The 21,533-nt window shown below is 51.9% G+C and carries 30 protein-coding genes; 21 read left to right on the forward strand and 9 right to left on the reverse strand.

Annotated elements, in window-relative coordinates; all coding sequences use genetic code 11:
* Positions 1-2 precede the first annotated feature (2 nt).
* The 3 genes from KNP60_RS00280 (at position 3) to KNP60_RS00290 (ending at position 2,156) form a co-directional block, all read left to right on the forward strand.
* Complete coding sequence (locus KNP60_RS00280) at positions 3-803, forward strand: GNAT family N-acetyltransferase (RefSeq protein ID WP_214796487.1); 801 nt, start codon at positions 3-5, stop codon at positions 801-803.
* Positions 800-982: a hypothetical protein gene (locus KNP60_RS00285; protein ID WP_152567766.1), complete on the forward strand. Its 183-nt coding sequence runs from the start codon at positions 800-802 to the stop codon at positions 980-982. Before KNP60_RS00280 ends, KNP60_RS00285 begins: the two co-directional genes overlap by 4 nt.
* A 181-nt stretch (positions 983-1,163) precedes the next feature.
* The gene (locus tag KNP60_RS00290; protein WP_034779674.1) at positions 1,164-2,156 is read left to right on the forward strand and encodes a M23 family metallopeptidase; all 993 of its coding nucleotides are present in this window, start codon (positions 1,164-1,166) and stop codon (positions 2,154-2,156) included.
* 39 nt (positions 2,157-2,195) lie between these two features.
* Here KNP60_RS00290 and KNP60_RS00295 read toward each other — a convergent pair whose 3' ends face one another.
* Both KNP60_RS00295 and KNP60_RS00300 read right to left on the reverse strand, forming a co-directional pair.
* Entirely contained in the window at positions 2,196-2,663 is a 468-nt protein-coding gene (locus KNP60_RS00295; protein WP_034779672.1) for a helix-turn-helix transcriptional regulator, read from the reverse strand.
* A 139-nt stretch (positions 2,664-2,802) separates the two neighbouring features.
* The gene (locus tag KNP60_RS00300; protein ID WP_034779670.1) at positions 2,803-3,345 is read right to left on the reverse strand and encodes a TraR/DksA C4-type zinc finger protein; all 543 of its coding nucleotides are present in this window, start codon (positions 3,343-3,345) and stop codon (positions 2,803-2,805) included.
* A gap of 155 nt (positions 3,346-3,500) precedes the next feature.
* Between KNP60_RS00300 and KNP60_RS00305 the strand changes: the two genes are divergently transcribed.
* The 4 genes from KNP60_RS00305 (at position 3,501) to KNP60_RS00320 (ending at position 5,332) form a co-directional block, all read left to right on the forward strand.
* Positions 3,501-4,025, forward strand: a complete 525-nt coding sequence (locus KNP60_RS00305) for a GrpB family protein (protein WP_034779668.1) — start codon at positions 3,501-3,503, stop codon at positions 4,023-4,025.
* A 55-nt stretch (positions 4,026-4,080) separates the two neighbouring features.
* The gene (locus KNP60_RS00310; protein ID WP_034779666.1) at positions 4,081-4,398 is read left to right on the forward strand and encodes a hypothetical protein; all 318 of its coding nucleotides are present in this window, start codon (positions 4,081-4,083) and stop codon (positions 4,396-4,398) included.
* Entirely contained in the window at positions 4,395-4,859 is a 465-nt protein-coding gene (locus KNP60_RS00315) for a GNAT family N-acetyltransferase (RefSeq protein ID WP_034779664.1), read from the forward strand. Before KNP60_RS00310 ends, KNP60_RS00315 begins: the two co-directional genes overlap by 4 nt.
* Positions 4,860-5,029: 170 nt before the next feature.
* Positions 5,030-5,332, forward strand: coding sequence for a hypothetical protein (locus KNP60_RS00320; RefSeq protein WP_034779662.1), 303 nt, complete (start codon positions 5,030-5,032; stop codon positions 5,330-5,332).
* 24 nt (positions 5,333-5,356) lie between these two features.
* Here KNP60_RS00320 and KNP60_RS00325 read toward each other — a convergent pair whose 3' ends face one another.
* The 3 genes from KNP60_RS00325 to KNP60_RS00335 form a co-directional block, all read right to left on the reverse strand.
* Entirely contained in the window at positions 5,357-6,214 is an 858-nt protein-coding gene (locus tag KNP60_RS00325; protein WP_034779660.1) for a pirin family protein, read from the reverse strand.
* Between the two features lie 124 nt (positions 6,215-6,338).
* Positions 6,339-7,610 carry a hypothetical protein gene (locus KNP60_RS00330; protein ID WP_233004880.1) on the reverse strand — a complete coding sequence of 424 codons (1,272 nt, stop codon included), beginning with the start codon at positions 7,608-7,610 and terminating at the stop codon, positions 6,339-6,341.
* 287 nt (positions 7,611-7,897) lie between these two features.
* Positions 7,898-8,794: an aldo/keto reductase gene (locus tag KNP60_RS00335; RefSeq protein WP_034779659.1), complete on the reverse strand. Its 897-nt coding sequence runs from the start codon at positions 8,792-8,794 to the stop codon at positions 7,898-7,900.
* Positions 8,795-8,947: 153 nt separating this feature from the next.
* Between KNP60_RS00335 and KNP60_RS00340 the strand changes: the two genes are divergently transcribed.
* From KNP60_RS00340 to KNP60_RS00355, 4 genes are all read left to right on the forward strand, one after another.
* Entirely contained in the window at positions 8,948-9,559 is a 612-nt protein-coding gene (locus tag KNP60_RS00340; protein WP_034779656.1) for a serine/threonine protein kinase, read from the forward strand.
* A gap of 83 nt (positions 9,560-9,642) precedes the next feature.
* Positions 9,643-9,972 carry a four-helix bundle copper-binding protein gene (locus KNP60_RS00345; RefSeq protein ID WP_034779654.1) on the forward strand — a complete coding sequence of 110 codons (330 nt, stop codon included), beginning with the start codon at positions 9,643-9,645 and terminating at the stop codon, positions 9,970-9,972.
* A 115-nt stretch (positions 9,973-10,087) separates the two neighbouring features.
* Positions 10,088-10,600, forward strand: coding sequence for a GNAT family N-acetyltransferase (locus KNP60_RS00350; protein ID WP_034779652.1), 513 nt, complete (start codon positions 10,088-10,090; stop codon positions 10,598-10,600).
* Between the two features lie 66 nt (positions 10,601-10,666).
* Positions 10,667-11,005: a zinc ribbon domain-containing protein YjdM gene (locus tag KNP60_RS00355; RefSeq protein ID WP_034779649.1), complete on the forward strand. Its 339-nt coding sequence runs from the start codon at positions 10,667-10,669 to the stop codon at positions 11,003-11,005.
* A gap of 45 nt (positions 11,006-11,050) precedes the next feature.
* On the opposite strand, the gene KNP60_RS00360 is transcribed toward KNP60_RS00355, so the two are convergent.
* The gene (locus KNP60_RS00360) at positions 11,051-12,508 is read right to left on the reverse strand and encodes an aldehyde dehydrogenase family protein (protein ID WP_034779648.1); all 1,458 of its coding nucleotides are present in this window, start codon (positions 12,506-12,508) and stop codon (positions 11,051-11,053) included.
* A 170-nt stretch (positions 12,509-12,678) separates the two neighbouring features.
* On the opposite strand from KNP60_RS00360, the gene KNP60_RS00365 reads away from it, so the two are divergent.
* From KNP60_RS00365 to KNP60_RS00380, 4 genes are all read left to right on the forward strand, one after another.
* On the forward strand, positions 12,679-13,032 hold the full coding sequence (locus KNP60_RS00365) for a PadR family transcriptional regulator (RefSeq protein ID WP_034779645.1): 354 nt from the start codon (positions 12,679-12,681) through the stop codon (positions 13,030-13,032).
* Complete coding sequence (locus KNP60_RS00370; protein ID WP_214796489.1) at positions 13,007-13,762, forward strand: HAAS domain-containing protein; 756 nt, start codon at positions 13,007-13,009, stop codon at positions 13,760-13,762. The genes KNP60_RS00365 and KNP60_RS00370 overlap by 26 nt, the downstream gene beginning before the upstream one ends.
* Positions 13,763-13,874: 112 nt before the next feature.
* A complete protein-coding gene (locus KNP60_RS00375; protein WP_034779641.1) occupies positions 13,875-14,105 on the forward strand; it encodes a hypothetical protein in 231 nt (76 codons plus the stop codon).
* A 59-nt stretch (positions 14,106-14,164) separates the two neighbouring features.
* Complete coding sequence (locus KNP60_RS00380; RefSeq protein ID WP_034779639.1) at positions 14,165-15,109, forward strand: alpha/beta hydrolase; 945 nt, start codon at positions 14,165-14,167, stop codon at positions 15,107-15,109.
* 11 nt (positions 15,110-15,120) lie between these two features.
* Here KNP60_RS00380 and KNP60_RS00385 read toward each other — a convergent pair whose 3' ends face one another.
* Complete coding sequence (locus tag KNP60_RS00385; RefSeq protein ID WP_034779636.1) at positions 15,121-15,963, reverse strand: GNAT family N-acetyltransferase; 843 nt, start codon at positions 15,961-15,963, stop codon at positions 15,121-15,123.
* Between the two features lie 72 nt (positions 15,964-16,035).
* Here KNP60_RS00385 and KNP60_RS00390 point away from each other — a divergent pair, with 72 nt between their 5' ends.
* Positions 16,036-16,746 (forward strand): YjjG family noncanonical pyrimidine nucleotidase, encoded by a 711-nt coding sequence (locus tag KNP60_RS00390; RefSeq protein WP_034779634.1) that lies wholly within the window; start codon positions 16,036-16,038, stop codon positions 16,744-16,746.
* Here the strand turns inward: KNP60_RS00390 and KNP60_RS00395 are convergent.
* Positions 16,717-17,163 (reverse strand): NUDIX hydrolase, encoded by a 447-nt coding sequence (locus KNP60_RS00395; protein WP_021065918.1) that lies wholly within the window; start codon positions 17,161-17,163, stop codon positions 16,717-16,719. The two genes, KNP60_RS00390 and KNP60_RS00395, sit on opposite strands and share 30 nt — an antisense overlap.
* A 53-nt stretch (positions 17,164-17,216) precedes the next feature.
* Between KNP60_RS00395 and KNP60_RS00400 the strand changes: the two genes are divergently transcribed.
* The 3 genes from KNP60_RS00400 to KNP60_RS00410 are packed head-to-tail and all read left to right on the forward strand — an operon-like array spanning position 17,217 to position 18,856.
* On the forward strand, positions 17,217-17,819 hold the full coding sequence (locus tag KNP60_RS00400) for a pentapeptide repeat-containing protein (protein ID WP_029594498.1): 603 nt from the start codon (positions 17,217-17,219) through the stop codon (positions 17,817-17,819).
* Positions 17,816-18,655, forward strand: a complete 840-nt coding sequence (locus KNP60_RS00405; protein WP_034779630.1) for an aminoglycoside 6-adenylyltransferase — start codon at positions 17,816-17,818, stop codon at positions 18,653-18,655. Before KNP60_RS00400 ends, KNP60_RS00405 begins: the two co-directional genes overlap by 4 nt.
* Positions 18,656-18,703: 48 nt before the next feature.
* Positions 18,704-18,856: a hypothetical protein gene (locus KNP60_RS00410; RefSeq protein WP_034779628.1), complete on the forward strand. Its 153-nt coding sequence runs from the start codon at positions 18,704-18,706 to the stop codon at positions 18,854-18,856.
* 12 nt (positions 18,857-18,868) lie between these two features.
* Here KNP60_RS00410 and KNP60_RS00415 read toward each other — a convergent pair whose 3' ends face one another.
* Positions 18,869-19,270, reverse strand: coding sequence for an ion channel (locus tag KNP60_RS00415; protein WP_084592883.1), 402 nt, complete (start codon positions 19,268-19,270; stop codon positions 18,869-18,871).
* Positions 19,271-19,374: 104 nt separating this feature from the next.
* On the opposite strand from KNP60_RS00415, the gene KNP60_RS00420 reads away from it, so the two are divergent.
* Both KNP60_RS00420 and KNP60_RS00425 read left to right on the forward strand, forming a co-directional pair.
* On the forward strand, positions 19,375-20,202 hold the full coding sequence (locus tag KNP60_RS00420) for a glycoside hydrolase family 191 protein (RefSeq protein WP_235420226.1): 828 nt from the start codon (positions 19,375-19,377) through the stop codon (positions 20,200-20,202).
* Positions 20,203-20,361: 159 nt separating this feature from the next.
* The gene (locus tag KNP60_RS00425) at positions 20,362-21,531 is read left to right on the forward strand and encodes a GAF domain-containing protein (protein ID WP_034779626.1); all 1,170 of its coding nucleotides are present in this window, start codon (positions 20,362-20,364) and stop codon (positions 21,529-21,531) included.
* The last annotated feature ends 2 nt before the right edge of the window (positions 21,532-21,533 follow it).

Genomic DNA, 21,533 nt, shown 5'->3' on the forward strand with positions numbered 1-21,533 from the left:
CGATGGCGAGACCAATCATTTCTTATGTCCAAAATCCACCGCTCGCAGATCTTTACCGTGCTTTCATGGATGGTTTTTCCGATTATATGATTCATTTTGACATGGATGAGGCTCGATTTGAGGCGGTGTTTCTCGTCCGCGATCAAAACCAGCCATCCCGTTCCGTCGTCGCCTATGCGGACGATCGTCCTGTTGCCGTCATGTTGAGCGGCGTGGCGCACCTGGATTCGGGGTGGGTCACTCGTTGCGGTGGCTTGGCGGTCGCCCCTGGCTATCGACACCTCGGCATCGCGAACGAGTTGATGCGCCGCTTCGATGAACAAGCGATGGGCACACGCCTGCTTGAAGTCATCCAAGGGAACGAACCAGCACTCACGCTTTATGAACGGCTCGGCTATGAAACAGTTCGAGAAATTATGTACTTCCAATCTGTACCGACCGAGACGGAGGCGTCGCTCGAACCGGAACCGATCACCGAGCTATTCGAGACGTATTATCCGTCTGCGACCCACCGACCGATTTGGCAAGTCGACGTTCGTACGACCCAACAACAGGCTGAGCTTGTGCGAGTCCGTGAGGGCGAGACGACAGGATCCCTCCTTTTCCGAGGCGATTTGCTCCTTGATGTGTTTGGTCGGGATGAAGATGCGGAATGGTTGTTGCGAGCGGCAGCAGCGGCCGGTCCGATTAAACTGACGCTCACTTCGGATCGTCCGGCCTTGATCGAGGCAGCCCGCCGACTCGGATTCGTGCAGGACGCCATCGCTCAATTCGAGATGGTCAAACCGGGAGGTATCGTGTGATGCATCGTTTCTTGCCCGTCCTGATGGTGCTGCTGATTGTCGGGAATTTGTTCACAATCCTCGGACTGACGACGAACTTGTCATCAGCCAGCACCCGGTTCTTTTTAATCGGTGGCCCGGCCTTGACCGTCTGCGCCGCCCTCAGTATTGTCATAATCGTATTGAAACGAAAACGGTGACCGCGATAGGACGTATGAAGTTTGAGTGAAGTTTGTGGAGGGTCGACTCACCGTTTTGACATGTTCGACATACAAATGAAATGCTTCATATATTGAACTTTTCAAACATGGATGCTATATTCGCACTTGTAGCTTTTTATATAGCTAGCGAATCATCCTATTTGGAGGTTTTTATCAATATATGTGGAAACAACTACTCGTAACCGTCGGTACAGGCGTCCTGATTTTTTCAGGGACTTCAGCCGTATCGGCGGATCAACTTACCCCGCAAGACCTCGTCAAGGCGACGAAATCGCTCGAACAGACCGAACAGCGGCTTCATACCTCAAAACAATCGGTCGCGAAAGCCAAACGCCGCGCTGAAGCGGTGGAAGCAAAAAAGAACGCGATACAAAAGAAGATTGATCGTGCCAACGCGCAACTCGCGTCATACGAGACGGCGCTGAATCCCGAGACGGATGATCCATCCCTGTTCAAACAAGTGCTATCGACTGTGCTTCCGAGCGCGAAAGCGGAAGCGGCGGCATCTGAAAAGACCGAGGCTGACTTGAAAGAGAAACAAGCGGCGACGACTCGGTCGTTAGAAAAATTAGAGAACGAACAGGCCAAAGTGGACGCAGAGCACAAGAAGGCCCGCTCGACCCATTCAGCCGCCTACAAGCAATTGAAACATCGGGCCGCCGAGTTGAAAGATTTGAAACGACAAGCGGCAGCGTTAGCGCCTGAGAAGTTCATGATGCCGGCGACCGGTCGTCTGTCACAAGGCTATGGCGCTGCGAGCGGACAGTTCGGGTACACGTTCCATAACGGACTCGATATCGCCGCGAACGTCGGCACACCGATTTACGCGGCCGCGGCCGGAACGGTCACCGACGTCAAGTCAGGTGGTCCTTACGGCAAGCACGTCTTCATCGAGCACGAAATCGATGGTCAGAAATGGACCACGGTCTACGCGCACATGCATAAAATCGAAGTGAAAAAAGGACAGGCGTTGCTCCAAGGCGAAGGCATCGGCCAAATCGGCAACACCGGTAACTCGTCAGGTCCTCACCTCCATTTCGAAGTGCATAAAGGCGAATATGCCTACTCATCCAGTTCGGCCGGAAACACGGTCAACCCGATGGAGGTCGCCGAAGTACTCGGTGGCGCGTCGCCCATTAAAGCCACTTATTGACGCAACGAAATTCGTTGCGTCATTTTTTGTGTCATTTCTTCAAGCCTGCTCATCATGTGTCGTTCGCAGTTCGAACAGCTTTTGGAACGCCTCGTCGCGGTCGAACGTGCTGAACCAGCGAAAGTCGTCGTGGTCGAGAATCCGGTAATGTTGACTGACCATATTCTGTTGAATCCGATATTTCCCTTGATGCTCGATCGTCGTCCACCAGACGTGTCCGCCCAACGTCTTCGTCGCCAACGTTGGATCGGTATGCGCGACGAGGCGGATGAACTCGATCGGATGGTCGCCAATCAATGAGTGCAGATAGGGACTTTGATTGAACAAGGCGCAGATGGCGACGGTCGTCGTCCAGTTCGCGTTCAGGCGTCGCTTCTCGATTTGAATCAATGTCTTTTTTGAGATACCGACGAGCGTACAGAGTTCTTCTTGGGATAATCCTTGTTCCGTCCGAATCAGTTTGAGTTTGCTGGAAATCAGCTCAGAAAACGTTTCTTTTGTATGCATAAATTCTCCTAAGATGTATTTTTACACATCGTATCATGTGGCTTGAAAACAGGGAAGATATAGGATGGGGAAAACAGCTGTTTATGGTCATGAAAAAGCGGAAGGAGATGGACTCCTTCCGCTCACGCAATGGCCTACGTTATTCTCGCGTCGGGTCGTGATTGCCTTCGCTATCAGCAATCGTATCCGAGCTCCCGAAATCCTCGACTTGACTGAACGCGTCGGTGCTTTGGCCAGGCTCATCCGTCCCATCGAGCTGTTTGCGGGCGGCTGTCTCGGACGGGTTGAGCACGTCTTCTTCGACCGGGCGTTCACGGTCGGTCTGATGCTCGTCTTCTTCTTGTTCACGCGCATGCTTGATGCAGAGTGTCGCTTCCGGGATCACCTCTAGGCGGTCCAACTCGATGTCTTCCCCGCACACCTCACACTTTCCATACGTGCCTTTCTCGATGGCGAGCAGTGCCTTGTCAACATCACTCAAAAAGTCTTCATCGAGCTCCGTGAGCGCTTGGTCGCGTTCACGCAAAAAGAGCTCTTCCCCGGAATCGGCCGGGTGATTATCATAGTGCGACAGTTCCCCTTCGTCGTATACCTCTTCCCGATTTTCCATATATCCTTCGGTCTTCGCTTTTTCTTTTAATAGACGCTCCTTGAACGTATCGATCTGCTTCTGTGTCAACATACGGTTCACTCTCCAGTTCTGTTTTCATTAGTATTAGCATTTCCCATTTTGAGTCGTGACAAACCTTCCCGTCGGCGGGGTCCGTTTCTAAACGATTCGGAAAACGGGTATGATGACAGAGAAGGAACGAATTAGCCGAAGGAGGAATTAGGACGATGAGAAAAGTAGAAGTCATCCCATATGACCCGATATGGGCGACGAAATTCGAAGAAGAGGCGGCCAAGCTCCAGCGATTGTTCGAAGACGAACTCGTCGCGATTCATCACATTGGCAGTACGTCGGTCCCCGGGCTCGACGCGAAGCCGATTATCGACATCATGCCGGTCGTGCGGCAAATCGAGCGAATCGACGACTGGGTCGGTCATATGGAAGCGCTCGGTTATCGGAGTTTTGGCGAACACGGCATCCCGAGACGCCGTTTCTTTGCGAAAGGCGAGGAGGTTCGGACTTTCCACGTCCACATGTTCGAGGACGGGGATGACGGCGTCATCCGGCATCTCGCCTTTCGTGACTACTTGGTCACATTCCCGGACGTGCGGGACGAGTACGCGGCGCTCAAGCAGCAGTTGGCGAGTCAACATCCGGACGATATCGAAAGTTACATCCAAGGGAAACAAGATTGGGTATCGGCGACGGAGCGGGCGGCTACAATATGGTATGGATCCAGAAAACAAATTTGAAACCTTTTTCCATTTCCCCTCGTAAAGAATGGTAATTATTTAAGGGGGGAACGGAATGAAACAATTTCTTGGCAAGTGTATCGAGTACGCGTTCGTCGCCGTCGTGTTCGTGGGTTTGTTTTTCGGACTGCGTTACGGAGTCAGTCACTTCGTCTTAACAGCCGAGGAGTCTTATTTCTATGTCTTTCTCGGCACCGCCTTTATCGTCTTTCCGGCCTCTCTGTTTGGAGGTTACTGGCTGGCCCGTCCCATTCAGCGCCGTTTGAGCGGAAGAGAGACCGTCAGTTCGAACCACACGTTGCGCGGGTATGAAAAACCGCACGGAGTCACTGAGACACGAGACTATGGGAACGAGGGATCGGGATCGTTATGATGCAGTTGAGACGAACCGGCGATGCGGCATTGATTGCGACGTTGAATCGTCCCATCCATGAACATCATCTTCAGTTGGCGCCGTCCTTCTTTGCATCTTACGATCACGCGGCGATGGAAGCGGCGTTTTCGGAGATGATGGCGCGAGACGATTATCATTTCTTCACGGCAGAGGTCGATGCTGACGTCATCGGATACGTCTGTTTTCAAGAGCGGGTGAGTGAGGCGAACGCATTTCGGCAAGCAGTACGCACGCTGTACGTGCATCAAATCAGTATTAACCCGGAAGCGAAGCGAAAAGGGTATGGACGTTTGATCATGGATGAAGTGGAACGCTTTGCCATCACGCACGGGTTCCCATCTATCGAATTGGATTATTGGTCGGTGAACGAAGCGGCTGCGGCTTTTTATGAACAGGTCGGATTCCGACCGAAACGTCAAGTCGTCGTGAAGCAGCTGTAGAAAGGAGAGACCGGTCATCCTGTTCCACGGGACATTCGATTTCTTGAGCGCGGGAGATACGGTACCGGACTTTGTGCCAGCCATCTCATCAGCACTCTTGATCGGTCTCGTGCTCGTCTTGGCGCGCCGCTATGATGCGCAATTTTTGAAAGTGGAATGAGGAGGATTTGATGGAGACAGTCATTTTAGTCATCGGTGTCATCGGGACGATTTCGCTCATGTTATTCATGTCGAACCAATGGTTGGGTTATGGCAAAGGCAACATCGTCATGACGCTAGACGAGCATTATACGAATCTGAATGAGTATGTGCCGGCAATCCTGACGAAACTGTATGAAGACGGGAAGTCGGCCCATTATCTCGGCGACCGGAAGTTTGAAGTGGACGGGAAACGCTACGTCCTCGTCGAGCGGACCGTCCCGATTGGTCGGGTTCCGACACAACAGACGGTGCTCATGCCGGACAAACAATAAGCCGCGCCTCAGGCGCGGCTTATTTTATTTGACGGCCGGGGGACCGAACACACCGGCGTGATAGTCGCGGAACGCTTGGCGAATCTCATCCTCGGTGTTCATGACGAACGGGCCGTGAGCGATATAGTCTTCTCGAATCGGTTTGCCTGAATAGACAAGCAGTTTCGTGCGTGACGTTGCTTTTATGCGGAGTCCGCTCTCACCCTCGGCCGTCTCGTCGAACGTGAGCGTCGCTACGTGCGTCTTCTCGAGCGGTGTCGCGGACGTCCCGAGTTCGACCGAACCGGCGAGCATATAGACGAAGGCGTTATGATTCACGGGGATGACGTGCTCATAGACTTCACCTTCCTTTAAGCTGACTTCACTCATTGTGATCGGGACAAGGCTGTCCATCGGGCCTGTCGCACCGGCGACCTCACCCGAATAGACACGGACTTGTCCACCGTCGATTGGCACGACCGGGGCGTCTTCGACGTACACGTTTTGATAAGACGTCGTAGTCGTTTTGAGCGCTTTCGGTAAATTGAGCCATAGTTGCAGCGTATGAATCAAGTCATCAGCAACGGCCTCCTCGGCGTGTCGGGCCGCCCAGCCCGCATTCATGTACTGGACGTCACCGGCATCTAAAATCGAATGGCCGCCATGGTTGTCGATATGTTCGAGTCGTCCGTCAATGACGTAGGTGATCGTTTGGAAACCGCGATGCGGGTGGTCCGAGAACGTGCCGCGTTTGAACCAGTCCTCGGCCATCAAGATGAACGGGTCGAACTCGTTTTTTCGCTCAGGGGGCAAGACCCAACCTTGTTGTAGGTGTGGATATCCAGGTTGCTTATAAGCGACGGGCCAATGTGTGGCGACGTCGCGCTCGAATCGTTTCGTCATCGAATTCTCTCCTTTACATCGTTTGCTGTCATTGTCGCATAGCGACCGATGGATGCTTTCTGATTTTGCCTAGAAAACGTGCAAAGACAGACCGGTTCATACCGGTCTGTCTTTAGGAAAGGGGTTAGCCCTGTTGCTCATTGAATAAGTCGTGCCAACGTTCGGCATCGGCGCGGAGCAGTTTGAAATGTGACCCTGTCAACGTATTCGTCAAAAAGACATCGTCTCCGTTATAGCTGACATCGAACGTCTGCGCACAAATACCCTCGAAAACGGTCAAATAGGGAGTCGGGGCCGGGGTCCCGGCCGTGGCGACAGCTTTCGAACGATCGATCGCTTGGAACACGAATTGGACGGCCTCGGCATTGGCGTGATGCAAGAACGATGCGTCCTTGGATTCCGTTCCGAGCAGCGCCAAGTCATGTGTCACGACATGCCGGCGGTGGGCAAATTGTTGGCGCATCTTCGTTTTCAACCGATCGCCGCGAAGCAACGTTTCTTCTCGATAGGTGATTGAGACGACTTGTTTATGCGGTTTCCCGTCACGGATGAATGAAAAGCTGAACAAAGGATATCGCTCATTCGGGATGAGTGTCGTCGGGAGCGTGCTCGCTTGACGAGCGCCAAGCATGCGGTCGAACCTCGCGTCTTTCGGTCGAAGCACATCCCCATACAAGGTTTGATCAGATGACAAATGAAGCCCGTATTGTTTTGTATCTTGAGACACCTCGGTACCTAAGGCGAGGGAGAGGAAAGGTTGGCGCGATGCTTCGTTAATCGGCAACGTGACCGTCTCATATGTTTCCGGGGATTCGAACGTGAATTCGAAAGAGCCATTGAACGGCATCGTCACGTGAACGAGCGTCTGCTCGAGCCCGCTCCGTTTCGGATATGGCTCGTTGCCGACGGGTTTAGTCATTTCCTCTGTGAAATGGATCCGTTCGTGCGGTTGGGCGTTTCGTAGTTTTGACGTTGCTGAAGACGGGACAGCGTGGTCACGATACGCAATGAGACTGTTCGGCAACGTGTCGATTTGTTTCATATACGTGATCGTCTCGGCTTGGCACTGGACGTAGGCTTGATTGTCCACTTCAAAAAAAGTGGCGGTCGGAAAGACATCGGTCGAGGATGTCGTGATCAGCGGTTGGGTCAATGTGACCGTCCCGATCAAGTGACGTTCTCCGTCAGGAATACGGGATAGCGCGTCCTCTGGATAACAAGCATCGAGGACGTTCGTCCGATCGGACTCGGTCATCTCGATTTGTTGTCCTGATGGCAGGGTAGCGCGACCTTGATAGTACTCTGGAGCTGTATGTAAACGAAAGGCATGTTCTTCTTCACATCCAAAAAGGACGAACAACATGGCGAGCGTACAAAGAATCAAGTACTTTTTCACGGGGGTGCACTCCTTTGATGATTAACTTTCATCATTTTAGCACCATTTTTTTGTGACTTTAGTCTTAGGAAAATTAATGTGTTTTTTTTAAAAAAAATCAAAAAACCCGCTCAACTTGAACTGAGCGGGCTTGTTTTACACTTATGGATATGAAATGGAATTTCACTCTTGTGAACATGTCGATTTTTGACGAACGAACCGTTGAATGGCCACGTTCTTGAAAATGATGAAACTATTTAAAAAATCAAGGATGGAACCAATCAGGGTTTATTTGTTTATTTTTACCTTCAATCGACGTCGCGGCCGCGGGCTGCCTTCAAAATTTCGAACCATTCTTCACGGGTGAGCTCGATATCGAGCGCGCCGACGGCGGTCTTGACTCGGTCAATTTTCCCAGATCCGACGATCGGCATGATCTTGGCAGGGTGTTTCAAAAGCCATGCGTAAACGACTGCATCGATACCGCTCGCTTCGTGGCGGTCACTGATGTCTTCGAGTTTCTCGCGAAGCGGCGCATACTGTGACTCGGTGAACAGTTGACCGCCGGCGAGCGGGCTCCACGCCATGAGCGGCATCCGTTTCTCGTGGCATAGGTCGACAGAACCATCTTCGAAGTGTTTCAGTTGCATCGGTGAAAGTTCGAGCTGATTCGTCACGAGTTGGAACGGCAAGCGTGACTGGAGCAACTGTTGGGTTGCCGGTACGTGGTTCGAGACACCGAACGTCCGGACTTTTCCACTTCGTTGTAACGTAATGAATGCCTCAGCGACTTCGTCCGGGTCCATGAGCGGATCGGGACGATGGATCAACAGCGTGTCAATCTGGTCGATGGCGAGCTCTTTGAGTGAACGCTCGGCTTGACGGATGATATGCTCTTTCGTCGTATCATAATGGTTGATTGTTTGCCCTGGGTTGAAGGAACCTGTCAGTTTAATGCCAGTCTTCGTCACGATCTCGATTTGATCGCGAAGTGAAGGATTGAGGCGAAGTGCTTCCCCGAATAGTCCTTCACATGTATAGCCGCCGTATATATCGGCGTGGTCGAACGTCGTGATTCCGAGTTCGATACATTGCTCGATGAACGTGAGACGTTCCTGCGGGCTCATATCCCATTCAGCGAGACGCCACATGCCGTGGATGATCCGTGAGAATGATAAGTCTTCTGTCAGTTCGATACGTTGCATGATTGATTCCTCCTCATTGTCTGTCGCTTTCATTATAGAGATAATCGGGGGATGGGTCACTTATTGGGCGTATCGGACGGACGCGGACCGAGTCAAATGAAAGTGATTTCAGTTATGATAGGAAAGAGATGAACCGAAAAAGAGGAGTGCTCTATGAATCATTATGAACAATATGCGGGCGTCACGTTTGAGCGACACGGGCAAGACACGCGTGTGACCGCCTATCATCCTGACCTCGAACTGCACGGGATCGGGCGCAGTGCTGCCGTGTTCCGCATAAAATCTACACGACTCGTCATTAAAGTGTTTTTCCCTGGCTATACGCACATCGCGGCCGAGGAAGCCGTGATCTATCGGAAGCTCGAGGGATTGCCACAATTCCCGGGTCTGTACGAAGCGGGTCCGAACTATATCGTCATCGACTATATCGAAGGGAAGACACTGTTTGAATGTTTGATTGAAGGCATTTGGATCGACCCCGCGTACATCAAGCAAGTCGATGAGGCGCTCATAGCGGCCCGGCGACTCGGGTTGACCCCGTCCGATGTCCATTTGCGCAACCTCATCCTCACGCCGGACGGCCGACTCTATTTGATTGACTTGGCGCGATTCCGACAAGGGCAACAAGTCGATCACCAATGGGAAGATTTGAAGCGGATGTATCGGCTCTACCGCCTCCGTTTCATGCCGAAGCGGTATTCGGAGCGCTGGTTGAACGGTGTCGCCTACCTATATCGTACATTCGTGAACGACCCGAGACGTTAGTCGACGGTCGTTTTTCTTTTGAAGATTAGGGAACAACAGTAACGTATTGTCGTTGTGTAGTCATTCAAAAGGAGGACGAATACATGGCTCATCGAATTTATGCGAACGAACTGGAAACGTTGCACGATTGCGTGGAGACGTGCAATTACTGTCTTGAATCTTGTCTCGAGGAACATGACGTGAAGATGATGGTCGACTGTATCCGACTCGATCGTGAGTGCGCTGCAATCTGTTCATTCCTCGCTGAGGCGATGACACGGGATTCGGCGTTCGTACCGGAACTGGCCCGGGCTTGTGCGGTCGTCTGTAAGGCGTGTGCCCAAGAGTGTGAGAAACATAAGCACGAACATTGTCAGGAATGTGCGCGCGTCTGTTTCGAGTGCGCATCGATGTGTGATCGTTTGGCAGCCTAAGGTAAAAAAGTCAGTCGAAACGGCTGACTTTTTTTTTGTGGCAGCAAATCGTTACGTGTATTTTGAAATCGAGATAAGTATAATAAAGAAAACTTATAGAAAGTATGGTGTCCTCATGATTCGCAACTGCCGTCGAGACGACCTTCAAGCCGTTTTACATATTTACAATGACGCAATCGTCAACAGTACAGCTGTTTACCATTACGAGCCGGTGACGCTTCAAAATCGTGTCGCTTGGTACGAAGACAAAAAAGCGTCCGGGCTCCCGATCATCGTATGGGAGGAAGGCGATGTCGTCATGGGATTTGCCACGTTCGGCCCGTTCCGTCCATGGCCGGCCTATCAGTATACGGTCGAGCACTCGGTGTACGTGCATCCCGGCTATCGGGGGAAAGGAATCGGGAATAAATTGCTCCGTGAAATCATCCGCATCGGTGAAGAACGGGAAGTGAAGACGATGATTGGTGGGATCGATGCCGCCAATATCGCGAGCGTCAAAGCCCATGAAAAATTAGGGTTCGTCCATTCAGGCACGATTAAAAAAGCCGGATACAAGTTTGGCAAATGGCTGGACTTATCGTTTTATCAGCTTGATTTGAAAGGCCCCGAGACTCCGCAAGAAGGCTGACCGCTAGCTGTCGAACTTCTAAAATTGCGGTATACTGGGAACAGTGTATCGAATGGAGGAATCAGTATGACAGAACTACCGAATTGCCCAAAATGTCAGTCGACTTATGTGTATGAGGACGGGAGCTTGCTCGTCTGTCCGGAATGCGCCTACGAGTGGTCGCCGAGCGAGGTAGCCGAAGCGGAAGCAGACGCGCAAATCAAAGATGCGAACGGAAATGTGCTCCAAGACGGAGACACAGTCACGGTCATCAAAGATTTGAAGGTGAAAGGGACGTCGCTCGTCGTCAAACAAGGCACGAAAGTGAAAGGGATCCGTCTCGTCGACGGGGACCATGACATCGACTGCAAGATTGACGGCTTCGGCGCGATGAAGCTCAAATCAGAATTCGTGAAGAAAGTCTAAAAAAAGCGTGTTGATCCGTTCGCGGACCAACACGCTTTTTGCTGTTTAAGAGAAAAATGGTTTGTATTCCCGGCGTTCGTGCATGACGGATACCCACTGGAGCGTCGTGAACTCCTCGAGCACCCACTCGCCGTTGAAACGACCAAGACCCGAATCTTTTTCCCCACCGAACGGCAAGTGCGGCTCGTCGTTCACCGATTGGTCGTTGACGTGAATCATCCCCGTCTCGACTTGGCGGGCGAACTCGGTCGCACGGTAAATCGAACCGTGGACGGCACCGCTCAGTCCGTATGGCAACTCGTTCGAGAGTTTCAGCGCCTCGGCGTCGTCCTTGAACGACAGAATGACGGCGACCGGTCCGAAAATCTCATTTTTCGCGAGCGGCATGTCGTTCGTGACACCGCTCACGACAGTCGGCTCGAGCACGTTCCCGTCAGCGTTGCCGCCGACCTGGAGCGTCGCACCGGCGTCGACCGTCTGCTTGATTTGATCAAGGATGCGGTCGACTTGGTCGTGGTCGATGAGTGGACCGACTTGTGTGTCTGATTCGTTCGGGTTGCCGAACTTCAAGGCACGGACCCGATCAACGAATTTTTTGAGGAATTCATCGTGAATCGACTCGGCGACGAGGATTCGGTTCGTCGACATACAGATTTGCCCTTGGTGATAGAATTTCGAATAGACGGCCGATTCCACGGCACGGTCGATGTCGGCGTCGTCTAAGACGACGAAGACGTTATTCCCACCGAGTTCGAGCGCTGTCTTTTTCAACAGGCGTCCGGCCTTCTCGGCGATCCCTTTGCCGACCTCGGTCGAACCGGTGAACGAGATGAGTTTTGGCACCGGGTGCTCGACGATGGCGTCCCCAATCTCAGAACCGCGACCGACGACGATGTTCAAGACGCCTTTCGGAAGACCCGCTTCTTCAAAAAGCGAGGCGAAGAGGAGACCTCCTGTGACCGGTGTCGCCGTAGCCGGTTTGACGACGACGGTGTTCCCCGTCGCGAGGGCGGAGACGATTGAGCGGACCGCGAGGTGGAACGGGAAGTTCCATGGGCTGATGACGCCGATGACGCCGAGCGGTTTCCGATAGACCCGGTTCTCTTTATTCGGGACGATTGACGGCTTGATGAGCCCGTCCATGCGGAACGGGAACGTCGCTGCTTCCTTAATGATCGCCATCGAGGCTAAAAATTCGCCTTCTGCTTTGATGCGCGTGCTGCCCGACTCTTTGACGAGCCAGTCGATGATGTCATCTTTATGCTGCAACGTCACTTCGGCGAACTTTTCAATCAAGGCCCGTCGATTTTGTGGCAGCATCGTCGCCCATTCGGTTTGTGCTTCTTTCGCAACGGCATAAGCCTTGTCGAGATCGGACTCGTCGGCCGAACGAATCGAGAACAATGTCTCGTCCGTGAACGGGTTGGTGTTATCGATCGATTTGTCGCTTGACCCTTCGACCCATTGGCCATCAATGTACATCTTTGTAAAATCGGTATGCATATTCAAACACTCCTTTATCTTTTTGCTTCACCTTAAGAAGTATTCACCTGATTTGAAAAAATAAACCTCTCGATGCGCAACTAACTTGTTTTACAAAGTAGTTGCAATTGGTAGTGCCTTCCATTACTATTGTGTATAACAAGTTAGTTTAACGAAAGTGAGGTCACGCCATGGCGATGAGTCAAATGTTAAAAGGATTGCTCGAAGGTTGCCTGTTGGCCATCATCGATAAAGGAGAGACGTACGGCTATGAGATGTCGGAGAAGTTGCAGACGTACGGCTTCACGATGGTGAGCGAGGGCAGTATTTACCCGGTCCTGTTACGGATGAAGAAAGAAGGGTGGGTCGAGACGGTCCAAAAGGCGTTGCCATCAGGAGGACCGAAACGAAAATATTACATTTTGACGGAGGCGGGGCACCAAGAGTTGCTCGCCTTCAAACAACGTTGGGCGGAAGTGTCAAGCGGTGTCGACCGCGTACTCGGAGAGGAGAATGAAGATGGAACTTTCAAAAAAGAGTCGTGATTTTTTGGATGACTTGGCGGTCTATCTCATGTCGAGCGGTAAGTCGGAAGATGAAGTGAAAGAAGTTGTCGAGGAGTTAAAAGACCATCTCGAGGAAGCGGAACGAGCGGGAAAAGGTGTGGACGAGGTCGTCGCCCAGAGCCCGAAAGACTACATGCAACACCTCGGAAGCGAGATGACGTTTGATGTGAAGGGATTCGTCAAAATTGTTACGATGATCATCCCGAACGTGTTCGCCTACATCATCATCGCTAATTTCATTCAAGGGGAGATGATGTTCTCGACAGTTCAATTGATCGGATTCCCGCTCGTCGCTGTCCTGTTCTTACTCGCCGCTTCACAAGCGTTCCGCAACATGTCGGTCCGCTCGAAAGAAAGTAAATTCAAAAACGGGATGATATACATTGCGCTCGCCGCGATGCCGATGACGTTATTCCTCGGGCTGATGGTGCTCGACATCTTCGTCGAGACCCCAACGATCGTGTTCGGCCCAACCGGTCAACTCGTGTTACTCGGCCTTGCCGTCGTCACGTTGCTCATCGTCTCGGTTTGGACGAAAACATGGATCAATCTGATCATACCGATTCTCTTGTTTGGACCGCAATATGCGTTCGCCCAAACAAGCTTGCCGCTCGAACAACAATTGATTTACTCGATGCTGATTTTGTTCGTCGGGATGGGGATTTTCTTGTTCGTGTGGTGGAAAAAGAACCAACGGGGGCAAACCTGATGCTCGGACGAATCATCTTCGTCGCTCTTTTATGTCTGCCGTGGGGTTTTTTCGTGACAGCGGGGGCAATGCGCTTGGTTATCTCGTGATTCCGGCTGTGATGTGGTGGAGCGTGTGGCAATTTGGCCGGCGTGGATGGTTGCGTTGGATCATTTTTGCGCTCATCATCTCGCACTTGATTTCCATGACCATGATCGGGTACATCGATGGGGAATGGGATTACTTTTTCAAGCCGTTCGGCCAATCCATCGTCATGAACATATGGACCGTCGTGTTCGCGAGTGGGGTCGTTGTAGTATGTGTGAACCGTTGGGCTTTCGAAAAAGCACGTGAATCTGCTTAAGGTCGAACGCGGCTGGGAATAGGCAACTGTACGCCTAAAAGAGAAAGAAGGGATTCCCGTTGCCAGTCAATCCGACGATTCAATTTTATTTGAACCAGTTTCAAAATCAAATCTCGACCACATATGACCAATTGGATCCGCTCGAATTAAGACGACAAGAAGACGCAATGATGACCCGGTTTCAACATAGAGAGCATGTATATCACGTCGAGAATCGCTCGATTATGCTTCCGAATCGCTCACTGCCAATCCGCGTCTATCGGTCGGGTCGAACGATCGCGCCAGCACTCGTCTATTTTCATGGTGGCGGATATGTCACGGGCAGTCTCGACACCCATGACGCGATATGTCGGACGATCGCGAACGAGGCCGACTGCACCGTCATCTCGGTCGGCTATCGACTCGCTCCGGAGCATAAGTTTCCGACAGCCGTCTACGATAGCTATGAGGCGCTCGTTTGGATTGCGGATCACGCCTCGGAACTTGAAATCGATGCCGAGCGCATCGCCGTCGGCGGAGACAGTGCCGGCGGGACACTCGCCACGGTCAGCGCCTTGATGGCGATTGAACGAGGTCGCCCCCTCGTCATGTATCAGCTGCTGTTTTACCCGGTTACCGGGACCGAGGAGAACTTGCCGCTGTCATTGATTGATTACGCGAACGGTTATCTGCTCGATGAAGGGCTCATCCGGTGGTTCCAGCAACAATATTTCCATGATGAGTCGGAATTGATGCATCCGTACGCCTCGCCGATTTTTTCGGACCACTTAGGGGACCTTCCCCCGACGACGTTGTTGACGGCCGAATACGACCCGCTCCGCGACCTCGGACGCGCATACGCCAACAAATTGATTAGCCTCGGTGTCCCGGTGACGTATCAAAATTACGATGGCTTGATTCACGGCTTCGTCAACTATTACACGTATGTCCCAGAAGCGAGACGAGCCGTCAAAGAAGCAGCACAGGCGCTCGGAACGGCATTCATAAAAAAAACTCGTCCATGAGGCGAGTTTTTTTATGCTTTCGATAAGCTTGGGAAGCGACAGTCTTCCGGGAAGAGCTGTTCTTCATTCATGCGAATCATCCATTGCCCGTCCCGGGATGGGCGCTGTTCCACACCGTCCAGCTCAGGCGTGAATTCGAAGACGATCTCGGTGATGCCTTCGAAAGAGAGTCGGGCCACAACGTCACGCATGTCGACAGGCCGAGATGACAGTACCGCGAATAACTTCAGACGCGTGCCTTCAATCAAATAGATGACGTGCACATCGTCGAAGCGATAAACGTCTTTGTTCATGCCTTGATAGTAGTGGAACATCCAAATATGCATGTCGTCCGTCGCATAGAGGCGTGGCGAAAACGGGAGCGACTCCAGCTTGAAACGACGCCACTGCTCGGCATCGACATCGACACGTTCGAGTGGAGCCGCAGATCCCGATACTGAAACGAATAGCTCCGGTTCAAGTTGGACGGAGAACCCCTGTTGCTCGTAAAATGGTTCAACCCCTTCGTCACAAGCCAAAAAATAAGGCAAGCCATCGGCGTCATGCTGTTTGAACACATGCTTGAAAATACGGGTGGCAAGTCCTAGTCCTTGTCGGTCCTCGTCCGTCATGACTGTCCCAATCTGATACGCCTCGCGAGCGGTTCCGTCAGCCACGATCGTCATCCGGCTCATGCCGACGTTCGAGATGACATTCCGATAAAACGTCAATGAGTAACAACGATAGCGGTCGGTCCATTCGCCGGCCATGTACCATTCACCAAAATCGATGCCGAACATCTCATCGGCCAAATAGAAAAATGACGCGAATTCTTCCCCTGAATACTCGAGATTGCTGATAGGTCGTTTAGCCATATGACTCACTCCTTGTTTTGAACTTATCGGTCCGTTCCTGTACATTAGAGGCAGAGAGGGGTAATACAGATTATGAAACGATATGAAGCTATTTTATTCGATGTCGACGATACGTTGTTAGACTTTAAACAGAGCGAGCACGTCGCCTTGGAGCAGTTGCTCGCGGCACACAACGTTCGGATGACGGATGAATTGAAACAACAGTATGTGACGATCAATAACGGATTATGGCGCGCGTTCGAGCGCGGCGAGGTCGGACGGGAAGACGTCTTGATGGGCCGGCACACGCAACTGTTCGACACGCTCGGCATCACGATCGATGCGCATGAAGTCGAACAGCGCTATCGGGACCATTTGCACGCCGGGGTGCACATCATCGATGGGGCACTCGAACTCGTCCGAACACTCAGTGAACAGTATCCGCTCTATATCGTCACGAACGGGGTGACGGAGACTCAGTTCAAGCGGCTCGAAGCCTCGGGACTGCTCCCTTACTTCCAAGACGTGTTCGTCTCGGACGCGACCGGTTCACAAAAGCCGATGAAACCATTTTTTGACTATGTATTTGATCGGGTTCCGAATGTGGCACCGGAACGCGGGCTCATCGTCGGGGACTCGCTGACGGCAGATATCGCCGGCGGGCGCATGTATGGGCTCGACACGTGCTGGTACAATCCGCACGAGATTGCGGCGTCGGTCGAGACGACGTATGAAATTCAAGACTTGCACGAATTGAAGTCGATTCTATCAAGCTCAGCGATCGATAAAGTGGGGCGGCAATGATTGCGGCAACGCATAGAGTGTCTCCGGGAAGAGTTTCAAGTCCCGGAGCGCGTCGAGCGGCTGCCAACGATAGATGAGGTGATCGCCTTCCGGTCCGTGGAAGTCTCCATGCCGGAGCGGGAGGTCACCCGATACATAAAAGTACATGCCAATCTCGTGGACCGTGCGTTCCAAATACGTGAAGAAATTTTCGGACACGAAAGCGAACGTCGTTCCCGTCAGTGTCGCTTCGAGTTCTTCTTGCAGTTCACGCGTCAAGGCAAGCTCGGCCTCTTCGCCGATGCCGACACGACCGCCCGGTAACGCCCAAAAGTCATCGTTCACGTTCCGATGAACGAGCAAATGACCGTCCTGGACCCAGATGCCGGCGACGCGATAATTGAACGTGCCGTGCTCGGTCGGAAATACGATATCCATCTTCATCACTCCATTCCTTAAGCTACATCAAGTATACGCCAAGGAGGCAGGTCATGTTTCAATCAAATGAGAGTTATAAAGGCGAGGACTTCCGCGACGAGACGCTCCGTGACATCCAACTCACGCAGACGACGTTCGAGAACTGTCGCTTCACCTATATCGATGCGACCGAGTTTGAGACCGAACAGTGTCGTTTCATCAACTGTGACTTCACCGATTCGAAGTGGAACGCCTCGCGCCACAGCGGCAGCTCATTCCTGAATTGTCAGTTCAACGGGGCGAATCTGTTTTTGAGCGAGTTCGATCAGTGCAAGATGACGGGTTCGTCGTTCGAGTCATGCACGTTTGAAGGGGTCGTCGTGCGTGAAGGAGATTGGTCGTTCGTCAATCTGCGTCACGCCCCGCTCCGGAAGATGGATTGGTCCGGTGTCCGGTTGACGGAGGCGGATTTATACGGTGCGGATTTGAAAGAATCACGCTGGACGAACGCCGTCTTGTCCCGCGCCGTGTTGCAACACGCGGATTGCACGGGGGCCGATTTTGTAGGGGCGGAGATGGATGGGGTCGATTTCTCGGACGTCATTCTGAAACAAGCGACGCTTGACGTCATGCAGGCCGTCCAAGTCGCCCGCTCGCTCGGGGCGAACGTCATATGACCAATGAGCAAGTGCTCGAGCACTTGACGGCCATGGCCGCGGAGCGGGAAGACGTCCGCGTCCTCGTCTTGAACGGGTCGCTCGTCAATCCGCACGTAAAACCAGACCGTTTTCAAGACGTCGATGTTACTTGTTTCGTCGAAGACGTGACCGCGTTCATCGAGGACCGTTCGTGGATGGCGCCGCTCGGGGACGTCTTGATTATGCAGACGCCGGACGAGGTGCCAGGAGGCGACGAATATGAGCGTTTCGCGTTTCTCGTCCAGTTTGCAGCCGGTCATCGCGTCGATTTGACCGTCCGTCCTATGCGTGACGTGCAGGAAGCGATTCACGCTGACTCACTCAGACTCGTCCTCATTGATAAAGACGAGATTGCCGGTCAACCGATCCCATCTGATGACACGTACCGCATCAAACGACCGAGCCGATTCGACTATGAGCAGTGTTGGAACGAGTTTTGGTGGGTGTCGCTTTACGTCGTCAAAGGTATCAAGCGGGGTCAACTGTTATACGCTTTCGACCATGTGACGATCATGCGAACGATGCTCCGGCAGATGCTTGTATGGGACGTTGGCTTTGCGACAAACTTTACGGCGAACGGAGGAAAGTCCGGGGATGGGCTTGAGAAGCATCTGGCCCCTGAAGTATGGCAGGCTTATCTTGATACATACACTTTGGTCGAAGTGACAGCGATGGAAACGGCCCATGCGACGTTGGTGGAACAATTTGAACGTGTCAGTCGCCGCGTGGCCGACCAAGCCGGATATCCGTTTGCGGAGATGGAAGCCCGACGAATTCGTGACGCCTTTTCGACGCTTTGGTGTTCAAACGATTAGTTTTCGGTTGAGTCGGGAAAAGCCCCTCTATAGAAGGGGGAATGACGCTTGAATCCGTATACGACGTTCATCGCGCTCCTAGTGGGGAGTTTACTTTTATTTGTCGGCATCCGGACGAAAAAATGGCCGATTTTAGTCGTGGCCTTATTTCCGCTTGGACTTGTCGCCTTCAACATGTATTTGCTGATTACTGGACGTTAGAAGACTGTTTCTTCAGTCTTCTTTTTTGTATATCGATTTTACAAAAAATGCTGTCGGCAACAAAATCCCGATGGCCGCTTCGAGCAAGGCGAACAACCGGGCCGGACCGATTGGCAGCAGGTCGCCGAATCCGATAGACAGCAACGTGACCCCGCTGAAGTAAAGCAGATTGCGCCAGTTCGGATCGACCGCGTTCATCGTCTCGAGTGACGTCACCAATATGACGCCATCGCGTGAGAGCGCGTAGTAAATCAAGGCAAACCCGATCATGACGCCGAGTAGGCTGACGAACAAGTGGCTGAACAAGCGCATGTCGAAGCCGGTCTGTCTATACGTTTGGCGCCGAAAGAAGGTAAACACGTTCAAGCCGACGAATAATAGGGCAATCGTCAATAAAATGGTATTCACGCCCATTTCCCCCTTCTGTGACAGTCTATACTATGTTGTTTCCCTGATCGTTCACCGTCAAACGGACCGATTCACACCAAGACGGATTCATTCAACAAGGAGGTGTCCGAGTGCGACGATGTTTAGTGAGCGGCTTATTGTTCGTCTTCTTTTTAGGAGGATGTACGACGAAAGAGCCGTTTGATTTTGATGAGATCCATTCCTATAAGATTTTTTATAACATGCCGACCGAGGCGATCATTGAAGACATGGCCCGATACGACCTCGTCATCATCGAACCGATTTGGTATACGCCGGAACAGATTGAGACGATCCGCTCGAACGGGACGAAAGTGCTCGGCTATATTAACGTGATGGAAGCAGATACGTGGAATCGCGCGCTCATCGGCCAAATGGACAAAGACGATTTCTTCTATCGGGACGGGGAACGCATCTATTTCCCGAAATGGGATTCGTATTTGACGGATATCAGCTCGTCCGATTTCCGTAAAATTTTAATCCGTGAAATTCAAAAACAAGTCATCAATAAACATCTGGACGGAATTTTCCTCGACACGGTCGGTGATATCGATGACGTCCACCTCGATTATCCGGACGACTTAGAAGAACAGCTGGCTGGGCTCGAGGCCTTTTTACAAGCGATTGAAAAGGCATATCCGGGCGTCCCAGTCGTCCAAAACTGGGGCATCGAGACGCTTGAACGAACGAGTGCGCCTTACGTGGAAGGCTTCATGTGGGAAGGTTTTAACTACACGGAAATCACGTCCGACTCTTGGTCGATGGAGATGCTCGATCGAATGAACGCGATTCAAGACGAATACGGAATCGCTGTCCTCACCGTCTCAGACCAAGAAGAGGCGACAAGTCGGGATATGGCCGAAGCGAACGGATTCATCCATTATCACGAACCAACTTATTACAATACGTGGGATTTTTAGGGGGTAATTAGGGTAAGGGAAGATAAGGACTATGTATACCTGTCCGAGGGCAGGGGACCATCCCGCATTAAAAACTGAAGAGATGTTATCCATGAGGAGGGGATTATCATTCTGTACGCTCAAGACCGTCCATGGCTCAAATGGGTCGAGATTCTTGTCGTGTTCGCACTATTGATCGGAATCGATTTATTCTTCAGCCTAGGCACGATTCAAAATGAACTGAACTTGTTTTATGTGGCCGCCATCCTGTTCGCGCTCAGGTATGGAACGATTTTCGGCTTAATCAGTTTCGGCATTTTGCTCCTCTATAAAGTGTTATACACCGGCTTAATGGGAGGAGACATCTTCCTGTTGTTCTACGATACAAACTCACTTCTTACACTGTTTTACTACTTCGCCATCACTGTCATCGTCGGGTTGTTCAGCACCTCATTTCGAGAGCGTTACGAAATCAGCCAGTTCCGCAACGAAGAACTGAAAGATGAAAACACGTATTTGAAAGAGACCGTCGATTTACTCAACACTTCGCAAACCACACTTCGTCAAAAACTACTTCAATCCGAGTACAGCTTGAACCAATTGTATGAACTGGCCGTATCGCTTGATTTGCCGCATCCAGAATTGATTCGGAGCGAGACGATTCGTCTATTGAAAAAAACGTTCCTGGCGAGTGACGTCGCCATTTACCACGTCGACCGTTCCCAGAAGTCGATGCGCCTCTTGATTCGCCAAACGGACAAGAAAGAGTTTCCGCAAACGATTTTTCTCGATGAGGCATCGAGTATGTTCAAACGGTTCTTCCAAGTGCAAGAGACGACGCTCCGTCAACTCGACGACGAAGACACGGACCCGATGTTGCTCGCACCGATCATCGTGGACGGGACGACCCGAGAAGTCGTCGTCATCAAACGGTTGCCGCTTCGGAAATTGACGACCGATGACTTGCACGTTCTCAACATCCTCTTCTCGTGGATTGGCACACGCATTCAAAATGCCGAGAACCTGATTCGTAAAGAGCAGCACGAGAAGATGCATAAAGGCACCTCGTTTTATAAGAAAACAGCGTTCACAGAACTCGTCGCCATCCAAGAACAAAAGAAGATTCACCATGGACAGCCGTATATCGTCCTCGAATATCCGCTCGGGTATGAGCCTGTCTCGCTCGAGAGTATCGAGGCCATCGTCCATTCGTATTTACGGGAGATCGATGTCGTCGGGTATGACCCGGATGAGAACAAGCTGTTGCTCTTACTCCCAGGAACGAGTGAAGAACACCGTCAACGGATCTATGACCGGATCGAAGGGATTTTGATCCAGAAGGGAGTGTGACG

The organism is Exiguobacterium sp. s5 (assembly GCF_018618075.1).
GTDB classification, from domain to species: Bacteria; Bacillota; Bacilli; order Exiguobacteriales; family Exiguobacteriaceae; genus Exiguobacterium; species Exiguobacterium mexicanum_A.